This is a genomic window from Sphingobium boeckii, assembly GCF_014199215.1.
Taxonomy (GTDB): domain Bacteria; phylum Pseudomonadota; class Alphaproteobacteria; order Sphingomonadales; family Sphingomonadaceae; genus Sphingobium_A; species Sphingobium_A boeckii.
Genome location: NZ_JACIJC010000005.1, coordinates 40,395 through 57,374, shown reverse-complemented (window position 1 = coordinate 57,374; position 16,980 = coordinate 40,395). Strand labels below are relative to the sequence as shown.

The 16,980-nt window shown below is 64.2% G+C and carries 18 protein-coding genes; 9 read left to right on the top strand and 9 right to left on the bottom strand.

Annotation, left to right across the window (positions count from 1 at the left end; translation table 11 throughout):
* The first annotated feature begins 213 nt into the window (after positions 1 to 213).
* From FHS49_RS14745 to FHS49_RS14730, 4 genes are all read left to right on the top strand, one after another.
* Positions 214 to 765 carry a shikimate kinase gene (locus FHS49_RS14745; protein ID WP_184019986.1) on the top strand — a complete coding sequence of 184 codons (552 nt, stop codon included), beginning with the start codon at positions 214 to 216 and terminating at the stop codon, positions 763 to 765.
* Positions 762 to 1,859 carry a 3-dehydroquinate synthase gene (aroB, locus tag FHS49_RS14740; RefSeq protein WP_184019984.1) on the top strand — a complete coding sequence of 366 codons (1,098 nt, stop codon included), beginning with the start codon at positions 762 to 764 and terminating at the stop codon, positions 1,857 to 1,859. Before FHS49_RS14745 ends, aroB begins: the two co-directional genes overlap by 4 nt.
* A 154-nt stretch (positions 1,860 to 2,013) precedes the next feature.
* Positions 2,014 to 2,265: a hypothetical protein gene (locus FHS49_RS14735; RefSeq protein WP_184019983.1), complete on the top strand. Its 252-nt coding sequence runs from the start codon at positions 2,014 to 2,016 to the stop codon at positions 2,263 to 2,265.
* Between the two features lie 156 nt (positions 2,266 to 2,421).
* On the top strand, positions 2,422 to 2,721 hold the full coding sequence (locus tag FHS49_RS14730; protein WP_184021113.1) for a GIY-YIG nuclease family protein: 300 nt from the start codon (positions 2,422 to 2,424) through the stop codon (positions 2,719 to 2,721).
* Positions 2,722 to 2,793: 72 nt separating this feature from the next.
* Here the strand turns inward: FHS49_RS14730 and FHS49_RS14725 are convergent, their stop codons facing one another.
* Genes FHS49_RS14725 through radA form a run of 5 tightly spaced genes read right to left on the bottom strand, consistent with a single transcriptional unit; the run spans position 2,794 to position 7,298 of the window.
* Positions 2,794 to 3,123 carry a DUF423 domain-containing protein gene (locus tag FHS49_RS14725; protein WP_184019981.1) on the bottom strand — a complete coding sequence of 110 codons (330 nt, stop codon included), beginning with the start codon at positions 3,121 to 3,123 and terminating at the stop codon, positions 2,794 to 2,796.
* Positions 3,123 to 4,946, bottom strand: a complete 1,824-nt coding sequence (locus tag FHS49_RS14720; RefSeq protein ID WP_184019979.1) for a monovalent cation:proton antiporter-2 (CPA2) family protein — start codon at positions 4,944 to 4,946, stop codon at positions 3,123 to 3,125. The genes FHS49_RS14725 and FHS49_RS14720 overlap by 1 nt, the downstream gene beginning before the upstream one ends.
* A complete protein-coding gene (locus FHS49_RS14715; RefSeq protein WP_184019977.1) occupies positions 4,946 to 5,377 on the bottom strand; it encodes an iron-sulfur cluster assembly scaffold protein in 432 nt (143 codons plus the stop codon). Before FHS49_RS14715 ends, FHS49_RS14720 begins: the two co-directional genes overlap by 1 nt.
* The gene (locus FHS49_RS14710; RefSeq protein ID WP_184019975.1) at positions 5,374 to 5,916 is read right to left on the bottom strand and encodes a CvpA family protein; all 543 of its coding nucleotides are present in this window, start codon (positions 5,914 to 5,916) and stop codon (positions 5,374 to 5,376) included. Before FHS49_RS14710 ends, FHS49_RS14715 begins: the two co-directional genes overlap by 4 nt.
* 8 nt (positions 5,917 to 5,924) lie before the next feature.
* Positions 5,925 to 7,298 (bottom strand): DNA repair protein RadA, encoded by a 1,374-nt coding sequence (gene radA, locus FHS49_RS14705; protein WP_184019973.1) that lies wholly within the window; start codon positions 7,296 to 7,298, stop codon positions 5,925 to 5,927.
* 112 nt (positions 7,299 to 7,410) lie between these two features.
* Between radA and FHS49_RS14700 the strand changes: the two genes are divergently transcribed.
* A complete protein-coding gene (locus FHS49_RS14700) occupies positions 7,411 to 8,106 on the top strand; it encodes an endonuclease/exonuclease/phosphatase family protein (protein ID WP_184019971.1) in 696 nt (231 codons plus the stop codon).
* Positions 8,107 to 8,147: 41 nt separating this feature from the next.
* On the opposite strand, the gene FHS49_RS14695 is transcribed toward FHS49_RS14700, so the two are convergent.
* The 4 genes from FHS49_RS14695 to FHS49_RS14680 all read right to left on the bottom strand — a co-directional run bounded on the left by FHS49_RS14695 (position 8,148) and on the right by FHS49_RS14680 (position 12,818).
* Positions 8,148 to 8,777, bottom strand: a complete 630-nt coding sequence (locus FHS49_RS14695; RefSeq protein WP_184019969.1) for a DUF937 domain-containing protein — start codon at positions 8,775 to 8,777, stop codon at positions 8,148 to 8,150.
* 72 nt (positions 8,778 to 8,849) lie between these two features.
* Positions 8,850 to 10,439, bottom strand: coding sequence for a sensor histidine kinase (locus tag FHS49_RS14690; protein ID WP_246350817.1), 1,590 nt, complete (start codon positions 10,437 to 10,439; stop codon positions 8,850 to 8,852).
* Positions 10,440 to 10,515: 76 nt separating this feature from the next.
* Positions 10,516 to 11,220 carry a response regulator transcription factor gene (locus FHS49_RS14685; RefSeq protein WP_184019967.1) on the bottom strand — a complete coding sequence of 235 codons (705 nt, stop codon included), beginning with the start codon at positions 11,218 to 11,220 and terminating at the stop codon, positions 10,516 to 10,518.
* Between the two features lie 14 nt (positions 11,221 to 11,234).
* A complete protein-coding gene (locus tag FHS49_RS14680) occupies positions 11,235 to 12,818 on the bottom strand; it encodes a DUF4153 domain-containing protein (RefSeq protein ID WP_184019965.1) in 1,584 nt (527 codons plus the stop codon).
* A 295-nt stretch (positions 12,819 to 13,113) separates the two neighbouring features.
* Here FHS49_RS14680 and FHS49_RS14675 point away from each other — a divergent pair, with 295 nt between their 5' ends.
* The 4 genes from FHS49_RS14675 (at position 13,114) to pyrF (ending at position 16,975) form a co-directional block, all read left to right on the top strand.
* Positions 13,114 to 13,524: a hypothetical protein gene (locus tag FHS49_RS14675; protein ID WP_184019963.1), complete on the top strand. Its 411-nt coding sequence runs from the start codon at positions 13,114 to 13,116 to the stop codon at positions 13,522 to 13,524.
* 41 nt (positions 13,525 to 13,565) lie between these two features.
* The gene (locus FHS49_RS14670; RefSeq protein ID WP_184019961.1) at positions 13,566 to 15,878 is read left to right on the top strand and encodes a patatin-like protein; all 2,313 of its coding nucleotides are present in this window, start codon (positions 13,566 to 13,568) and stop codon (positions 15,876 to 15,878) included.
* Between the two features lie 81 nt (positions 15,879 to 15,959).
* Positions 15,960 to 16,304, top strand: coding sequence for a lipopolysaccharide assembly protein LapA domain-containing protein (locus FHS49_RS14665; RefSeq protein WP_184019959.1), 345 nt, complete (start codon positions 15,960 to 15,962; stop codon positions 16,302 to 16,304).
* Positions 16,301 to 16,975: an orotidine-5'-phosphate decarboxylase gene (pyrF, locus tag FHS49_RS14660; protein WP_184019957.1), complete on the top strand. Its 675-nt coding sequence runs from the start codon at positions 16,301 to 16,303 to the stop codon at positions 16,973 to 16,975. Before FHS49_RS14665 ends, pyrF begins: the two co-directional genes overlap by 4 nt.
* Positions 16,976 to 16,980 lie beyond the last annotated feature (5 nt).

The window sequence follows — 16,980 nt, the reverse complement described above, 5'->3', positions numbered from 1 at the left end:
CTCCTATGCTGCCGCTGCGCGCGGGCGGCAAGGGGAAAAGGGAAGAAAGCCCACCCCCAGCCCCTCCACGAAAGCGTGAAGGGGAGCGAGATCGCGCGTTATTTCTCCCCTACCGACTTTCCGGGAGGGGCTGGGGGTGGACCTTCTCTTTCTTGTCGTTTCAAGCCTCCCCTTTTGCGTGCCCCCCTCCGCTTGTGTATAGCCCGCGCCGCCATGCAGCATCAAACCGCCCCTCTTTCATATCCGAACCAGCCGATCGTGCTTGTCGGCCTGATGGGCGTGGGCAAATCGACCGTGGGCAGGCGTCTGGCGAGCCGGATGCACTTGCCGTTCGTGGATGCGGATCACGAGATCGAGGAAGCCGCAGGACTCTCCATCACCGAGATTTTCGAACGCTATGGCGAAGCGCATTTCCGCGACGGGGAACGCCGCGTGATCGCGCGGCTGATCGACGGCACACCCAAGATCATCGCGACCGGCGGCGGCGCCTTCATGCAGGAGGAAACCCGCGCGCTGATCCTGGCGCGCGCGCTGGCCATCTGGCTCGATGCCGATATCGCGGTGCTGGCCGATCGCGTGGGCCGGCGCGACAGCCGTCCGCTGCTGAAAGACAAGGATCCAGAGACCGTGCTGGGAGAACTCGCCGCGATCCGCAATCCCGTCTATGCGCTCGCGCCGATCCATATCCGCAGCCAGCCGTCGCCTCATGACATCACCGTGGACAATATCCTCCACGCGCTTGCCGAAAGGGCCGCACAGCCATGACGATCATCCCCGTTTCGCTTGGCGATCGCAGCTATGACGTGAGAATCGAAAACGGTGCGCTGGACCGGGCGGGGGATTTGCTCGCGCCTTGGCTCAGCCGCGGCCGTGCGGTGATCATCACCGATCAAAATGTGGCGAGCGCGCAAATGTCGCGGCTGTCGGCGGCTCTTGCGGGCTTGACGATCGAGACGGTGATATTGGAACCTGGTGAGGCCACCAAGAGCTGGGCGCAGATTGAAGCGTTGACCGATTTGCTGCTGACCCTGGAGGTGGAGCGCGGCGATCATGTCATCGCTTTGGGCGGCGGCGTGATCGGCGATCTCGTCGGCTTTGCCGCCGCCATCCTGAAGCGCGGCTGCGGCTTCGTGCAGATTCCCACCACCTTGCTCGCGCAGGTCGATTCGTCGGTGGGCGGCAAGACCGCGATCAACAGTAAGGCGGGCAAGAACCTCATCGGCGCCTTTCATCAGCCCAGCTTCGTGCTGATCGATCCCACGGTGCTGGACACCCTGCCCCGCCGCCAACTCGCCGCTGGCTATGCCGAAGTGGTGAAATACGGGCTGATCGCGGATTTCGCTTTCTATGAATGGTGCGAGGCCAATGCCGCCGCGCTACTTGCTGGCGATCCCGAAGCCCGCGCCTATGCCATCGAAAAGAGCGTCGCCGCCAAGGCCGCGATCGTGGGCGAGGATGAACGCGAGACCAGCGGCCGCCGCGCCCTGCTCAATCTCGGCCATACCTTCGGCCACGCGCTGGAAGCGGACAAGGGCTTTTCCGACGCGCTGCTGCACGGCGAGGCTGTCGCCGCGGGCATGGCGCTGGCTTTCCGCTTCTCGGCGTCCAGAGGGCTGTGCCCGTCACAGGATGCGGTGCGCCTGACGCACCATCTGCAGGCGATCGGCCTGCCCCATGACGCCGCCAGCGCGGGTGTGACAGCCAGCGGCGCGGCGCTTGTGGCGCATATGATGCACGACAAGAAAATGGCGGCAGGCACGCTGGCGTTCATCCTGGCGCGGGGGATCGGACAATCCTATGTCGATAAGTCGGTCGCGCTGGCGGATGTGGCGGCGTTTCTGGATGGCGAGCGGGGCTGAGGCGGGAGGAGCAACTACGCCCCCTAACCGTCATCCTCGCGAACGCGGGGACCCCGCTTCTTCTTCCTGCCTTTCGAGGCTTCACGCGAAAAGGAAGAATCAAAAAGCGGGATTCCCGCGTTCGCGGGAATGACGGGGATCGGTTTTTGATGACATGAACATCATCGTCGTCATTGCGAGCGCCGCGAAGCAATCCATCGTCGGCCACCTCGCGGGATTGCTTCGCTGCGCTCGCAATGACGATCAGGGTAAAGTCCCCGCTCCAGTCCCGCACCGCCGTTTTTTATCACTGTCCTACAGCGGCATGATCTGCTTCACTCCGCGCGGCTTTTTGACATCGTTGAACAAGGCAATGCCCGGTATTTCGGGTTTAGGATGCCTTGGAAAGAGTTGGATACAAGTGTGACTTTCGTGTGACCTTCCGCGGATTTGCGCCAGATTGCAGATTGCCGGTGAAAGGCTGATTTTGGTGGAGAGCGGACTGTCGGGTTTTGGTATCACGCTCGCCTTCCTCGTCACCCCGGGCTTGACCCGGGGTCCCGCTTTTCTTCAAGCTTTGCGTATGGGAAGTGAAAGGAAGGGCGGTTGGGTCTACATTATGGCCGATCGTTATCGCGGCACGATCTATGTCGGTGTCACGACGCATCTTGCGGTCCGCGTTTATCAGCATCGGCGTGGTGAGGGATCGGATTTCTGCGCGCGATATAGGCTAACCCGACTCGTTTGGGCGGAGCGCGGCGATGATATCCTTCAGTGCATCGCCCATGAAAAGCGCATCAAGCGCTGGCGAGGGGAATGGAAGTTTGCCCTGATCGAGCAGAGCAATGCCCAATGGCACGATATGTTCGAAACGCTTGCCTGAAAAAGAGCGGGATCCCGGATCAAGTCCGGGATGACGATGAAGCCAATGTCCGCAAGTGGTCGTTTTACACCTTCACCCCCGCAACGCACCCCAAGCCAGCCACAGCCATCCTCCGATCAACAGCGTCCCGCCGATCGGCGTAATCGCCCCGAACCAGCGGGGCGCGCCCAGCGCCATCGCATAGAGCGTCACCGCGAACAGCCCGCCGCCGATCACGAACAGCCACGCCGGACCATTGGCTCCCGCCCGGCCCGCCAGCGCGATCGCCGCAACCGCATGGACCATCTGATAGAGCGCGCCGGTTTTCAGCCATTCCACCGCATCGCCGCTGGCGCCATGCGCGCCGAACGCGCCCGCTGCCACCGCCATTGCGCCCGACAGCGCCGCGATCACCATCAGCATCAGCCGCACTCCCCGCGTTTGACCGGCACACCCGGCCTGAACATCATGTCCTGCGCGGCATGGAGATCACCCGCCTCGGCCTGTTTCTCGAACCGCGCCATATCCCGCTCACGGAATTCCCGCTCGGCAACGCGGATATCTTCCTCGTCCAGCCCCAGTTCGGCCAGCGCCTGCGCGCCCATCGTCAGCGCCGATTCGTAAACCTCGCGCACCGCGCCCGCCACATGCAGCCTGGAGAACGCGATCAACTGACGCCGGTCATAGGCGCGCAGCAGCATCTGCGCGCGCGGGAAGGCCGCCTGGATCGGCGCGATCGTCTCTTCGCCCATCGCGCGGTCGTCGGTGCAGAAGATGATCAGTCGCGCCTCTTCGCCGCCCGCCCCGCGCAGCAGATCGACGCGACGGCCGTCGCCATAATAGACCTTCATGCCAAAGGTGCTGGAAAGCTCGATCTGGCTCGGGCTCTGATCGATGATCGTGACCGAAACGCCCTGCGAGATCAGCAATTGCGATACGGTCTGCCCGAAGCGGCCATAGCCGATCACGATCGCGCGCGCGCCGCCCGCATTGGCCGCATCCTCCGCCTCCCCCTGCGCCACCGATTCGGCGCTTTCGAAGCGACGCGCGATGGCGAGCAAAAACGGCGTGGTCGCCATGGAGAGCGTGACGATCGCGCCGAACAGGCTGGCGGCCTGCGGCTCGATCAGCAGCGCGCTCTGCGCCTGGCCGAACAGCACGAAGCCGAATTCGCCGCCCTGACTGAGCAAAAGCCCCAGACCAAAGGCCTGCCGCGTCTTCATGCCCGCCAATTTGGCGATCCCGAAGATCACCCCGGTCTTCAATGCCACCAGCGCCGCCGCCATACCGATGACATAGAGCGGATTGGCCAGCACCGCGCCCACATCCAGCACCATCCCCACCGCGAGGAAAAACAGGCCGAGCAGGATCGAGCGGAATGGCTCCACATCCGCCTCGATCTCATGCCGATAGGGCGAATCCGCGAGCATCACGCCCGCGACGAACGCGCCGAGCGCGGTGGACAGATGGAGCGTCTCCATCAGCGCGGCGCTGGCAAAGACGGTGAACAGCCCGACGACGATGAACAACTCCCGCTCGCCCAGTCGCCCGACCAGAGAGAGCAAGGGCCGCAATATATAGCGCCCGGCCAGCACCAGCCCGACGATCGCCGCCACCGTGTTGATCGCGAGCAGCACGCCATTGGCGGGCACCATGCCGATCGTGCTCGCCCACAGCGCAGCGCCCGGAATCGGCGTGGGATCGGCGGGCGCGCGGGACAGCGCGGCAATGATCGTGATCAGCGGCACGATCGAAAGGTCCTGAAACAGCAGAATCGAAAAGGCGCGCTCGCCAAAGGGCGTGTTGATCCGGCCCGAGGATTTGAGGCCCGGCAGCACCTGTGCGGTGGACGACAGCGCCAGGGGAAGGCCAAGAGCGAGCGCCGCGCCGATCGTGAAGCCGCTCGTGGTGAACACGAGCAGCGTGATCGCGATTCCGCTCACCACCACCTGTGCCAGGCCAAAGCCGAAAATCTCGCGCTTGAGCCGCCACAGCCGTTCCAGATTGAGTTCGAGCCCGACGATGAACAGCAGCAGCACGATGCCGATCTCGGCGATGTTCAGCTTGGATTCGCCGCCGCCGACCAGCCCCAGCATCTGCGGCCCGATGATCACCCCCGCGACGAGATACCCCAGCACCGCGCCCAACCCGAGCTTGCGGAACAGCATCACCGCCAGCAGCGCCGCGCCGAGCAACACCACCCCTTCCTGAAGCAAAATCGTCGTGGCGTGGACTTCGGTTTCCATCAATCTGCCTTCAATGCCCGCTGCGCCGCATCGGCCACGGCTTCGAACGCCAGCCGGATCGAGGCATGGCGCGCGGTGTGGGGCCGTGCGGGCAGGAAGATGTCCAGCCCCGGCCAGTCACCCGGATCGTCGCGCTGCCCAGCGAGAAAGGCCGTGAGCGCATCGCGCGCGGCCTCCAGTTCTTGCACGGACTTGCCCAAGGCGTGCGCGCCCATCAACGACGCGGATGCCTGCCCCAGCGCGCAGGCGCGCACCTCCTGCCCCAGAGCCGCAACCCGACCATCATCGCCAAGGATTACATCCACCGTCACCCGGCTGCCGCAGACCGGAGAGCGCAATTCGCTGCTCGCCTGCGCCTTTTCCAGTCGCGCATGATGCGGAATCGTGGCGGCCAGCCGCAGGATCGTGGCGTTATAGAGCGGTGCGTTCATGAGGATTTGGCCGCATTTTCGGGTTTGGCGGGCGTGGCCTTCTGCCCCGCCTGCACGAAATCGACCAGCGCCCGGCCCGAAGCATTGAGCAAGGGATAGGTCCGCGATTGCGTCATCCAGTCCGGCCGCTTGGCGACGCCGCCATAAACCGTATCGTAAAACAGCGTGACGATGAGGTAGATCACGGTCGCGATGATGAGGCCCTTGAGCGCGCCGAAGCCGACCCCGAGGATGCGATCGAATCCGCCCAGCACCGATTGCCGGATGCGCCCACCGATCGTCCGCGCCGTCAGCCGACCAATGAAGAAGGTGATCCCGAAAACGAGCGTGAATGCGAGCACGCTGGCTCCCCCCCAGGTGCCGACGCTGCCTTCCAGCGCGTGAGCCACCGGGGCATGAAGAAATTTCAGCGCGAACACCGCCAGCAGCCAGGCGAAAAGCGACAGCACCTCGGTCGAAAATCCACGCAGGAACCCCAGCACACCGGCGCCGCCGACGAGGATGAGGACGATGATATCAAGCGCGGTGAAAGCGGGCATAGGCCCAGCTAGTCACGCGCGAGCATATGGTCAACGAATTGGCGCAGCGTCTTGAAGCCGGAGAGCGTCATCGCGCTCTTGTCCCTTGCGATCGCGAGCGGCACCAGCGCGCGGCCAAAGCCCAGTTTCGCCGATTCCTTCAGCCGCAATCCGGCGTGCGCCACCGGCCTGATCTCTCCCGAGAGCGCCACTTCGCCAAAGGCCACCGCATCGATCGCCACCGGCCGTTCGCTGAGCGCAGAAACCAGCGCCGCCGCGACGGCCAGATCAGCGGCAGGATCGGTCAGCCGATATCCCCCGGCGATGTTCAGATACACTTCGCAGGTGGAAAAACTCAGGCCGCAGCGCGCTTCCAGCACCGCGAGGATCATCGCGAGCCGTCCCGAATCCCAACCGACCACCGCGCGGCGCGGCGTCGCCCCGCTCGCCAGTCGGACCGTCAGCGCCTGGATTTCCACCAGCACCGGGCGCGTGCCTTCCAGCGCGGGGAAGACGGTGGAGCCGGTCACATTTTCGTCCCGGCTCGTGAGAAACAGCGCGGACGGGTTGGAGACCTCGGTCAGCCCCTCCTCGACCATTGCGAACACACCGATCTCGTCCGTGCCGCCGAAGCGGTTCTTGATCGCGCGCAGGATGCGATATTGGTGGCTCCGCTCACCCTCGAAGCTGAGCACGGTGTCCACCATATGCTCAAGCACGCGCGGCCCCGCGATGCTGCCGTCCTTGGTGACATGGCCGACCAGCACCACCGCCGTCCCGCGCTCCTTGGCGAAGCGGATCAGTTCCTGCGCGGAGGCGCGCACCTGACTCACCGTGCCCGGCGCGCCCTCGATCAGATCGCTGTGCATCGTCTGGATCGAATCGATCACCAGCAGATCGGGCGGCGCGCCATTCCCGAAGGTGGTCAGGATATCGCGCACGGACGTGGCCGCGGCGAGCTGCACCGGCGCATTGCCGAGGCCCAGCCGCCGCGCGCGCAGCCGCACCTGATCCGCAGCTTCCTCGCCAGAGACATAGGCGACCGACTTGCCCGCCAGCGCCAGCTTCGCCGCCGCCTGCAGCAGCAGGGTCGATTTTCCGATCCCCGGATCACCGCCGATCAACGTAGCGGATCCCTCCACGAAACCACCGCCCAGCGCGCGATCCAGTTCCTTGATCCCCGTCGCGGCGCGTTCGGGCAGCGCGATATCGGAATCGAGCCCGACCAGCGACACGGCGCGGCCGCCGGATTGCAGATTATGCTTGGCGGCAAAGGGCGTCACCACCTGGCCGCCCTCCTCCACCATCGTATTCCATTCTGCGCAATCGGCGCATTGCCCGGCCCATTTATTGCTGACCGAGCCACACGCCTGGCACACATATCGTCGCTGGAGTTTTGCCATCCATGTTCCCTACATGTTCTTTTTAGGGCGCGCTAGGGTGCAATTCTGTCGAGGATCGGTATCGGCATCCGAAGCGTTGTGCATCCCGTTCAAACCGTCCACTAGGGGTCCGATGATCCGCGTCGCCAGTTACAATATCCACAAGGCCGTCGGCACCGACAACCGCCGCAATCCGGACCGGATCCTTGCCGTGCTGAACGAGATCCAGGCCGATGTGATCACCTTGCAGGAGGCCGACCGGCGTTTCGGCGCGCGCATGGGCGTGATCCCGCTGCACCTGCTGGAGGAGCATAGCGATTATGTCCATGTGCCCTTCGATATTCGGGCAGACAGTCTGGGCTGGCATGGCAATGCGATCCTCGTGCGCAAATCCGCCGAGATATTACACCGCGAAGTGATCCACATTCCCGCGCTGGAACCGCGCGGTGCGGTCATGGCCGATGTGAAAGTGAACGGCGTCAAGATCCGCGTGGTCGGGATGCACCTCGATCTTTCGGGCCTGTGGCGGCGGCGGCAGGCGCGCGCGATCCTCGCCAATCTCGATGCGTGCGAGGTGAAATATCCCACGGTGATGATGGGGGATCTGAACGAATGGAGCCGTCAGAGCGGCTGCCTGCACGATTTCGCGCGGCATTACCGGTTCGCGGCGTGCGGCAAGAGCTTTCACGCGCGCCGCCCGGTTGCCACGCTGGACCGGATCATGATCGGCGAAGGCCTGGAGATTGCAGACGCGGGAACGCATCACAGCCCCATTGCACGCCGGGCGTCCGATCATTTACCGGTCTGGGCGGATCTCGAAGCGGATTAGCGTCTTTCTCCCCTCCAAGTCTTATGAGAGGGGAGAAATGCTCAAGCCTTGCCGAATTTCGCCATGATATCATCCAGCGGATTGCCATCGCCATTGGCATCCAGCCCCTGAAGCAGACCGCCGAGCCCGCCAGCCGCGGGTGCACCCGCCTGCCCACCACCGCCGAACATACCGCCAAGGCCGCCCAGCAGATCACCCAGGCCGCCGCCGCCCGCGGGGGATTGCGCATTGGCAGCCGCACCGCCCGCCAGCGAGGCGAGCAGACCGCCCGCCAAGCCGCCGAGCATCCCGCCGCCCATCTTCTTGGTCAATTGCTGCGCCACCAGTCCCGCAACCACGGGCAGCATCGCCTTCAAGATACCGTCGCTGATCCCGGTCTGCGCCGCTGCATGGCTCGCCACGGTCCGGCTCACATCCTTGGAGCCGAAGATCTGGCCGAGGATCGCATTGCCGCCCTCGGTATCCTGCGCCGGCGCGCCCAAGGCGCTGGCGATCGAACCCAGTTGATCAATCCCGCCGCTCTGTTCGGCCTTTTGCACGCCACCGAGAATCGCCGGCAGCAACGCCGACACGGCCGATCCCGCCTGCGATTCGGACAGCCCGAATTGCTGGGCGAGCGCACCCATGTCGATATTTTCGCTTTGTTTGAGAAGTTCCTGGGCAATATCCATGATCGCGCGCTCCCTGGGCGTTGAACCGGATGCTTAGTCTCGCAGGATGACGCGCAGAAGCAATCGCTGAATTCAGTGCGAATCTTTTACAATTGGCAGGCGGATCACGATCCGCGCGCCCGCGTCCGATGGCGCGCTGGCGATCGTCCCGCCGCACGCGGCGAGCAGCGATCGCGCGATCGCCAGACCGAGACCGGAGCCGCCTTCGGCCCGACGTCCGGTGTGAAAGGGCTCGAAAATGCGGTCGCGATCGGCGGGCGCGATGCCCGGGCCATCGTCGGACACGGTGAGCGCCAGAGCGCCATTGTCGATCACCCCCTGGATCATCACCTTGCCCGCGCCCGCCTGCCGGCTATTTTCTACCAGGGTTTCCAGCACCGCCTCCAGCACTTCGGGCGGGATCGCCGCCATGACGTCACGCGGCAAATCCACGTCGATCGCCAGCCCCGGACCGCGATGCGCGTCCGCCACCAGTCCCACCGGTCCCGCCGGATCGGTCGCCGCATCGCTCGGTGCCACGATCATGTCCGCCCGCGCCAGATCAAGCAGCCGCTGGACGAGGTGGGAGAGCCGGTCCGCATCGGCCATCGCGTTCGAGAGAAAGCGCTTCCGTTCGTCCGCGGTCATCGTGGCGCCATGATCGCCGAGCAGCTCGAGCGCGCCGCGCAAACCCGCGATCGGCGTCTTGAATTCATGGCTCACCGCCGCGGCGAAATCGCGCAGATAGCGCGAGCGCCGCTCGATCCGCTCCGCCATCAGCGCGAAATTTTGATAGAGCGCACGGATCTCGATCGCGGCCGTCGCGGGGGTTTCGGGCACATCCACATGCCCCAATGCCACCGCCTCGGTCGCACGGCTCAAGGCTTCGATCGGCCTGGCGATGGCGCGATGAAGCAGGCCCGCCAGAAACAGCAGGATCAGCAATATCCCGCCCACGCCCAGCAATATCTTGCCGCGATCCTGATAGACGCCGAGGAACAGCCCGCGCGGGGAGCGTGAAAACATCAGCGCGCCAATCACCTGCCCATCCGCGATCACCGGGCGGACATAATGGACGCGGATCGCCGAGGCGCGGCTGAGAAACTCCAGATTGTAGCGCGGCTGATAGCCGCCCCGCCGCCGCAGCACGGTTTCGCTCCGACCCGCCAGCGCGGCGCGCACTTCGGGCACATCGCGGTAACTCAGCCCCAGATCGCGGCGACCGAGCACGACCAGGCCGTTCCGATCCAGCACGCGGATCGCCGCGAGCGTGGTCTGCTGCGTATCGGCGACCACAGGGGCCAAGGCGCGGCCCGTCAGCGCGGCGTTGCGCCCCGCCGCCGGCCCGCGCACCGGATCGGGCAGTTCGGGCAGGATCTGCATGGCGTTCAGATCGACCTTGGGCCGCTCGATGATCAGCGGGCGACGTCCTGCATCAAAGCGCTCCGGCCAGGCCGCGCGATACGCCCCCGCCAGCGCCGCACCCTGGGCGATCAACTCGGCCTCGGTCTGCTGAACCAGCGTATTTTCGTAGACCCGCAAGGAGACCGCCGCCACGCCGGGTAGCGCCGCCACGAACAGCAGCACGCCGAACAGGATCACGCGCAAATGGATCGGCGGCCAGCGGCGCTTGATCCATGATTTCAGCGTCTCCATCCCCGTCATGCTCGCGAACGCGGGCATCCCGCTTCTTCCATGGCTTCAGTACCAAAGGTAGCTGGATTTCCGCTTCCGCGGGAAGGACGGGGAGAAACGGATATCAATCCGCCGCGCCCACACAAGCACCGATCCGATACCCGATCCCCGCGCGCGTCTCGATCAGATCCGTCCCGCCCATGCTCACGAACTTGCCGCGCAGATTGCGGATATGGCTGTCGATCGTGCGATCGGTCACGGCAAAGCCGGGCCCGTGCAGCCGGTCGATGATCGCATCGCGGCTGAACACCTTGGCGGGGAGCGAGGCGAGCAGCAGCAGAAGCTGGAATTCGGTCGCAGTCACGTCCACCTTGTCGCCGCCCCAGCGCGCCTCCCAGGCTTCGGTATCGAGCGACAGCCGGTTATGCGCCACCTGTCCCTCCGACCCCGTCACCGCCGGCGTGCGCCCGGCGCGCTTGAGGATCGCATTGACCCGCGCCACCACTTCGCGCGGCGAAAAGGGCTTTACCACATAATCGTCGGCGCCCAGCTCGATCCCGACCACGCGGTCGATCTCGTCATCGCGCGACGAGAGGAACAGCACGGGCAGATCCCCCGTGGCGCGCAGGCGACGGCACACCTCAAGCCCGTCCATCCGCGGCATATTGATATCGAGCACCACCAGATCGGGACGTGATCGCGCGATCGCGGCGAGCGCATCCTCGCCGTCCGCCGCCTCGCGCGTCTCCATGCCGGCCTTGCCGAGCGCAAAGGACAGGATTTCGCGGATATGGGGGTCGTCATCGACGATCAGGATCTTGTGGCTCATGGCATAGGCTGTGTTCACCGTGTGGGCTCCGCTGTCAAAGGGGTTGATGTCGCTGGCTCGACCGTCGTCGTCAGCGGCGGAGGTGGCAGAGCCATGCCGTTGCAGCGCCTGGGGCCGGCGCGGTAGCGCGGCAGTTTTTCCTCCGCGATAATCCGCTCGGCCTGCGCAAACCGCCTCGCATCGCGCCATGTCCAACTGTGCCAGTCGGCAAGATGGCGATCCATCCGGTCCATCATCGCATTGCGGGACCATTCCAGCCGCGCCCTCAATTCGGCATTTTGCGTGCGCCCTTCCAGTTCCAATAGCGGCAGCAGGGCGGAGGGGCCAAGAGCGTTCAGATAGCAAAGGTCAAGCGCGGTCCCGCTGCCGCCCGCTTCGGATGCGTGGCGCACATTCCATGCCGCCGCCATCCGCCCCAGATCCACCACCGAGCAGACCGAAAGCACGATCAGCGCCGCTGCGAAATTGGCGTTGATCAGCCACGCATCGCTCTTCGATCGCCACAGCCGAATGCAGATCAGGATCAACCCGAGCGCCACCAGCCCCATCCAGATCAGCGCCGCGATGCGCAGCCGGGTGAGCGAATAAGCCTCGATATAATCGAGCGTGCGTAGGATGGAGGATGCGACGAGGAACACATTCTGCGCAGTCCAGATATAGACCAGCCGCCGGATCGCCCCGCTGGCCGCCGTGCTCGATCCGGGCCGCATCGTCACCAGCACGAACAACCCCGCCAGCAACGCCGTCGCGATCAATGGATAGGCACCGCGATGCGCATAACCCGCCAGCGTCACGCCCTCCGGCAGTGCCGCGCCGCTCCAGAGGAAGGCGATATCGAGCCCGTTTTGCAACGCAAACAGCGCGTTGAACATGGCAAGCGACAGCGTGACCGAGGCGATGGTAACGCCCGGAATGACCATGGCTGCGCCTCGCTCTGCCGGGCGCTTCAAAGCCCGTGTCGTCAAGGGCCGGAGCATCGCCCAGCATATCACGAAGGCGAATGCCCATATGGCGAGCCTTGGCAGCGAGAAAATCGCCGTGAGCAATCCGATGTCGAGGCGTCCGATCGCATCGCCGATCAGCGGATTGGCGCTGGCGAACAAGGCGAGGAAGACGAGGCTTCCGATCAGCGGCAAGGCGACGACCGGGATAAACCGGGCAACGCCCCAGCGCGGCGTGCGACGCTTTGCCTTCAGCCAGAGCTGCAAATCGACAGGTGGCCCAACAGGAATCAGCGCGCCATGGATCATCAGCCTGACGATCCAGCGCAGCGCATGATCGAATTGCGCCGTCCGGGGCGAGAGCACGGCAAAGGCCAGCGCACACCAGTAAAGTGCCGCCGCCAGCAGCGAAGGATTCTCGACGAGTACCAGCGCGAAGCAGCACGCCCCGCACAACCCCGCCAGTCCGCCCCAATCCTGCCGCGCCGATGGCCTGAGCCACGCCACCGCGGCCACAAGCATCAGCGCGAAATAGCCGAGGTTTGCGCCGAACCACTGGGACAGGAACAGCCAGTCCGCCGCCACCCCCAGCGCCGCAGCAGCCGCGAATTTCAAAACATAGGAATAGCGGCCCCGCCGCAGCGTCGCATCCGCCATCGATCATCTCCCCTTTGGACATGATCGGCCTTGTGAAGCCGCGCCAAGCATTGCTGATCCGGGACGGTTGCTGATGCCGCGCAAGAGATGTGCAGTTTTGGTGCAGAATGATGCCGATATGAATTTATCGGTCGCAATTCTATAAAGAATAGTATTTATTACATAAGAAACAACAGATATTTCTATTTTAAGAGTTTTTATTATGAAAAATTGCGGTCCATCACGATTTTTCTTCATACTGGTAACGCTGACCTGTACCATACAGTCGGCTCATGCGTGTCGCACAAGCGAGAGTATGAGATCCTATCTTCGTGGATTGCCCGATCTTCCACCCTATATTCAAAGACACGGCATTCCAGTTGATAAAGTCGGAGATATTATCGCGGCCGACGTGCAAATTGTAGCAGTGAATCGATCCACGGTGGAAGCGCGCGTCATCGCGATGCGCCAAGGCTCATATGCGGGAAAAAATATTCTGTTGAAGCCCGAAGTAATATCCAGTTGCGATGTATTTCCAAGGGTCGGGGCCGTAGGAACGGTGGTCGGCAGCATTCTGTCCTCGACGGACCAAATGCTGGTGATCGATCCGATAACTGGACCTTCATTGCCCGCCGAAAATCGGGACGTTGAACAGCAAAAGGCGGTTCGCGATCTTGGCGCGCCATTGATATTTCCGAAAAGCGAACAGCAACGCTCAAAGCGCTGAGCGCTCTCGACTTTCCCGCCCGCCCCTGCCAACCATGCGCCATGCGGGAGAAGGAACTGCGGCTGGCGCTCGTCTGCTATGGCGGAATTTCGCTCGCTGTTTACATGCATGGCATCACCAAGGAGATCTGGCGGCTGGCGCGCGCGAGCCGGGATTTTCACGACGGCCGCCCCGCCGACACCGGCAGCCAAAGCGTGTATCGCGCGCTGCTGGAAACCATTCAGGCCGAAACCGGCACGAAGATGCGCGTGCTGACCGATATCGTCGCGGGTGCGTCCGCTGGCGGGATCAACGGCATCTTCCTCTCCCAGGCGATCGTCACCGGGCAATCGCTCGAGCCGCTCACCGATCTCTGGCTCGAATGCGCCGATATAGACCGGCTGCTCGATCCCGATGCGCGGCCGCTCTCCAAATTCAGCAAATTCTGGGCGACGCCGATCGTGTGGATGGCGGCGGGGCGCAAGGACGGCACGGTGGAGCGCACCGTCGATCCCGATACGCAGACCGAGGTGAAGGGCAAGCTCTCCCGCTTCATCCGGGCGCGCTGGTTCGAGCCGCCCTTTGGCGGCGCTGGCTTCACCACATTGCTGCTGAACGCGCTGGAGGCCATGCAGAAGAGCGAACCCGGCCCGCCGCTGCTGCCGCCCAGCCAGCCGCTCGATCTGTTTGTGACGGTCACCGATTTCCGGGGTCATCCGGAATCGCTCAGGCTGCATAGCCCGCCCAAAGTGATTGAAACTGAACATCGTCTAGTTATCGGCTTTTCAAACCGCGCGCATGATGCCCGCGGCCTGGGCGACGCCGCCGATCTGGCGTTCGCCGCGCGCGCCACTGCCAGCTTTCCTGGTGCTTTCCCGCCCTTCACGGTCGCTGAACTTGACACTGTTCTGAAAGAGCGGGGCCAGGCCTGGCCGGGGCGCACGGCCTTTCTGAAACGCATCTTGCCGCGCCATGCCGGTGCATTGCTGGCCGAGGATACCGTGCTGATCGACGGATCCGTGCTCGCCAACGCGCCGTTCAAGCCGGCGATCGATGCACTGAAAAACCGCCCCGCGCGCCGCGAGGTGGACCGGCGTTTCGTCTATATCGATCCCAAGCCCGGCGTGCGCTCGATCGGGATCACGCGGAATGCGGATGACGATGCGCTGCCCGGCTTCTTCGGCACGATCTTCGGCGCGCTTTCCGATTTGCCCCGCACCCAGCCGATCCGCGACAATCTCGATGCGATCGATCAGCGCTCCACCCGCATTCGGCGGATGCGCGAAGTCGTCGAGGCGCTGCGCGAAGAGGTGGAGGAATCGATCGAGGCGCTGTTCGGCATGACGCTGTTCCTCGATCGCCCGACCGCGGCGCGCCTCTCCGCCTGGCGCGAGAAGGCGCAGGATCGCGGCGCAAAGAGCGCGGGCCATGCCTATGCCGCTTATGGCCATTTGAAGCTGTCTGCGGTGATCGGTGAAATGGCGGCGATGATCGCGCGGCTGGGGGAAAATGCCACACACCCGCCCCGCGCCGACGCGATCCGCATGATGCTGGTCTCGGCGCTCCATGCGCGCGGACTGGAGCGGGTGGGCGGGCGGAACAGCGGCGCGTCTGCCAAGGCGATCGAATTCTTCCGCGATCACGATCTCAATTTCCGCATCCGCCGTCTGCGCTTCATGGCGCGTCGCCTGGGCGAAGTCTCCGCACTGGCTGAAGCGCCGCTGCCCGCGCTCGACGCGCTGCGCAACGCCATTTACGAATGCCTGGCGCTCTATCTGGATCTTGAAATCCGCGATCTCTTTGCCGCCCCGATGATCGAAGCGGCGCAAAAGGTGATGAACGATCCCGCCGCCGCGCTCGATGCGCTGGCCGCCGCGCGCAATCTGAACGGCCTGGATGCGATGACGGACGAGCGCATCGCCGAGGCGCTGGCCGATCTGCCCAAGGCCGAACGCCGCACGATGCTGCTCACCTATCTGGGCTTTCCTTATTATGACATTGCCACGCTGCCGCTGCTGCAGGGCGAGGGACTCGACGAATTCGATCCGGTGAAAGTCGATCGCATCTCGCCAGATGACGCCCATGCGATCCGCAGCGGGGGCGCGGAAGCCACGCTGAAAGGCGTCCAGTTCAACAGCTTCGGCGCCTTCTTCAGCCGCGCGTTTCGCGAAAATGACTATCTTTGGGGCCGTCTGCACGGCGCGGACCGGCTTATCGACATCTTGCTTTCCAGCCTGCCCGCGGAAGCCGCCCTGCCCGAGGGCATTGCCGCCCGGATGAAGCGCGCGGCCTTCATCGCCATCCTGGATGAAGAGGAACCGCGGCTGAAAACCGTGCCCGATCTGTTCACGGAACTGCGCGCGGAAATAGAATGAGACGGCGATGGACATAGCCATCCTTGGCAAATCCGCAGAAAACGGCCTATTATCTTCAATGAACGACACGGGGCGCACCACATGCAATTTTTGAAAACGATCTTCTGGGTGATACTGGCCGTGGTGGCGGTGATCTTTTCCTTCGGGAATTGGACCCCGGTGACACTCAATTTATGGGGTGATGTCCAGATCGATTCGAAGCTGCCCGTGCTTCTGTTCTCCGCCTTTCTGATCGGCCTGTTGCCCACCTTCATCCTGCACCGCGCGACCCGGTGGCGAATGCGCCGCAAGCTGGAAAGCACGGAACGCGCGCTGGATGCGGCGCGCGGCTATTCGGTCACCACCGCGCCGGTCGTGTCCTCCGATCCCGGCGATTCGATCCCGCCCGCCTCGATCCCCACCGCCGTGCCGCCAGGTGTTTCATGAGCAGTCCAGTCTATGTGGCGCTCGACACGCCCGATCTCGAACGCGCCAAGGCGATCGCTTCCAGAGTCCGCAATCACGTGGGCGGGATCAAGCTAGGTCTTGAATTCTTCACCGCCAACGGCCGCTCTGGCGTGCGCGACATGGCGGCGCTCGGTCTGCCGATCTTTCTCGACCTCAAGCTGCACGATATTCCCAACACCGTTGGCAAGGCGATCCAGGCGCTCCGCGCGCTCGAACCCGCGATCCTCACCGTTCACGCCTCGGGTGGACGCGCGATGATGGAAGACGCCAAGGCGGCCGCCCCCCTCGGCACCAAGGTCGTCGGCGTCACCGTGCTCACCAGTCTCGATGGCGACGATCTCGCCTCGGTCGGCCTCCCCGCCGATCCGCATGATCAGGTTATGCGCCTGACCCAGCTTGCCAAGGATGCCGGACTCGATGGTGTGGTCTGTTCGGGCAATGAGGTCGCTGCGGCGCGCAAGATCTGGCCGGGTGGTTTCTTCGTCGTCCCCGGCGTGCGCCCCGCGGGCGGCGTGATCGGCGACCAGAAGCGCGTCATGACCCCCCGCAAGGCGCTTGATGCCGGCGCGTCGATCCTCGTTGTGGGCCGTCCGATCACGGGGGCGGAGGATCCCGATCAGGCCGCACGCGATATCGCGGCGACTTTGTAAGCCAC

Coding starts and splice junctions, on each gene's coding strand:
- FHS49_RS14745 (WP_184019986.1), top strand. CDS start 214: ATGCAGCATCAAACCGCCCCTCTTTCATATCCGAACCAGCCGATCGTG.
- aroB (WP_184019984.1), top strand. CDS start 762: ATGACGATCATCCCCGTTTCGCTTGGCGATCGCAGCTATGACGTGAGA.
- FHS49_RS14735 (WP_184019983.1), top strand. CDS start 2,014: ATGAACATCATCGTCGTCATTGCGAGCGCCGCGAAGCAATCCATCGTC.
- FHS49_RS14730 (WP_184021113.1), top strand. CDS start 2,422: ATGGGAAGTGAAAGGAAGGGCGGTTGGGTCTACATTATGGCCGATCGT.
- FHS49_RS14725 (WP_184019981.1), bottom strand. CDS start 3,123: ATGCTGATGGTGATCGCGGCGCTGTCGGGCGCAATGGCGGTGGCAGCG.
- FHS49_RS14720 (WP_184019979.1), bottom strand. CDS start 4,946: ATGGAAACCGAAGTCCACGCCACGACGATTTTGCTTCAGGAAGGGGTG.
- FHS49_RS14715 (WP_184019977.1), bottom strand. CDS start 5,377: ATGAACGCACCGCTCTATAACGCCACGATCCTGCGGCTGGCCGCCACG.
- FHS49_RS14710 (WP_184019975.1), bottom strand. CDS start 5,916: ATGCCCGCTTTCACCGCGCTTGATATCATCGTCCTCATCCTCGTCGGC.
- radA (WP_184019973.1), bottom strand. CDS start 7,298: ATGGCAAAACTCCAGCGACGATATGTGTGCCAGGCGTGTGGCTCGGTC.
- FHS49_RS14700 (WP_184019971.1), top strand. CDS start 7,411: ATGATCCGCGTCGCCAGTTACAATATCCACAAGGCCGTCGGCACCGAC.
- FHS49_RS14695 (WP_184019969.1), bottom strand. CDS start 8,777: ATGGATATTGCCCAGGAACTTCTCAAACAAAGCGAAAATATCGACATG.
- FHS49_RS14690 (WP_246350817.1), bottom strand. CDS start 10,439: ATGCCCGCGTTCGCGAGCATGACGGGGATGGAGACGCTGAAATCATGG.
- FHS49_RS14685 (WP_184019967.1), bottom strand. CDS start 11,220: ATGAGCCACAAGATCCTGATCGTCGATGACGACCCCCATATCCGCGAA.
- FHS49_RS14680 (WP_184019965.1), bottom strand. CDS start 12,818: ATGGCGGATGCGACGCTGCGGCGGGGCCGCTATTCCTATGTTTTGAAA.
- FHS49_RS14675 (WP_184019963.1), top strand. CDS start 13,114: ATGAGATCCTATCTTCGTGGATTGCCCGATCTTCCACCCTATATTCAA.
- FHS49_RS14670 (WP_184019961.1), top strand. CDS start 13,566: ATGCGGGAGAAGGAACTGCGGCTGGCGCTCGTCTGCTATGGCGGAATT.
- FHS49_RS14665 (WP_184019959.1), top strand. CDS start 15,960: ATGCAATTTTTGAAAACGATCTTCTGGGTGATACTGGCCGTGGTGGCG.
- pyrF (WP_184019957.1), top strand. CDS start 16,301: ATGAGCAGTCCAGTCTATGTGGCGCTCGACACGCCCGATCTCGAACGC.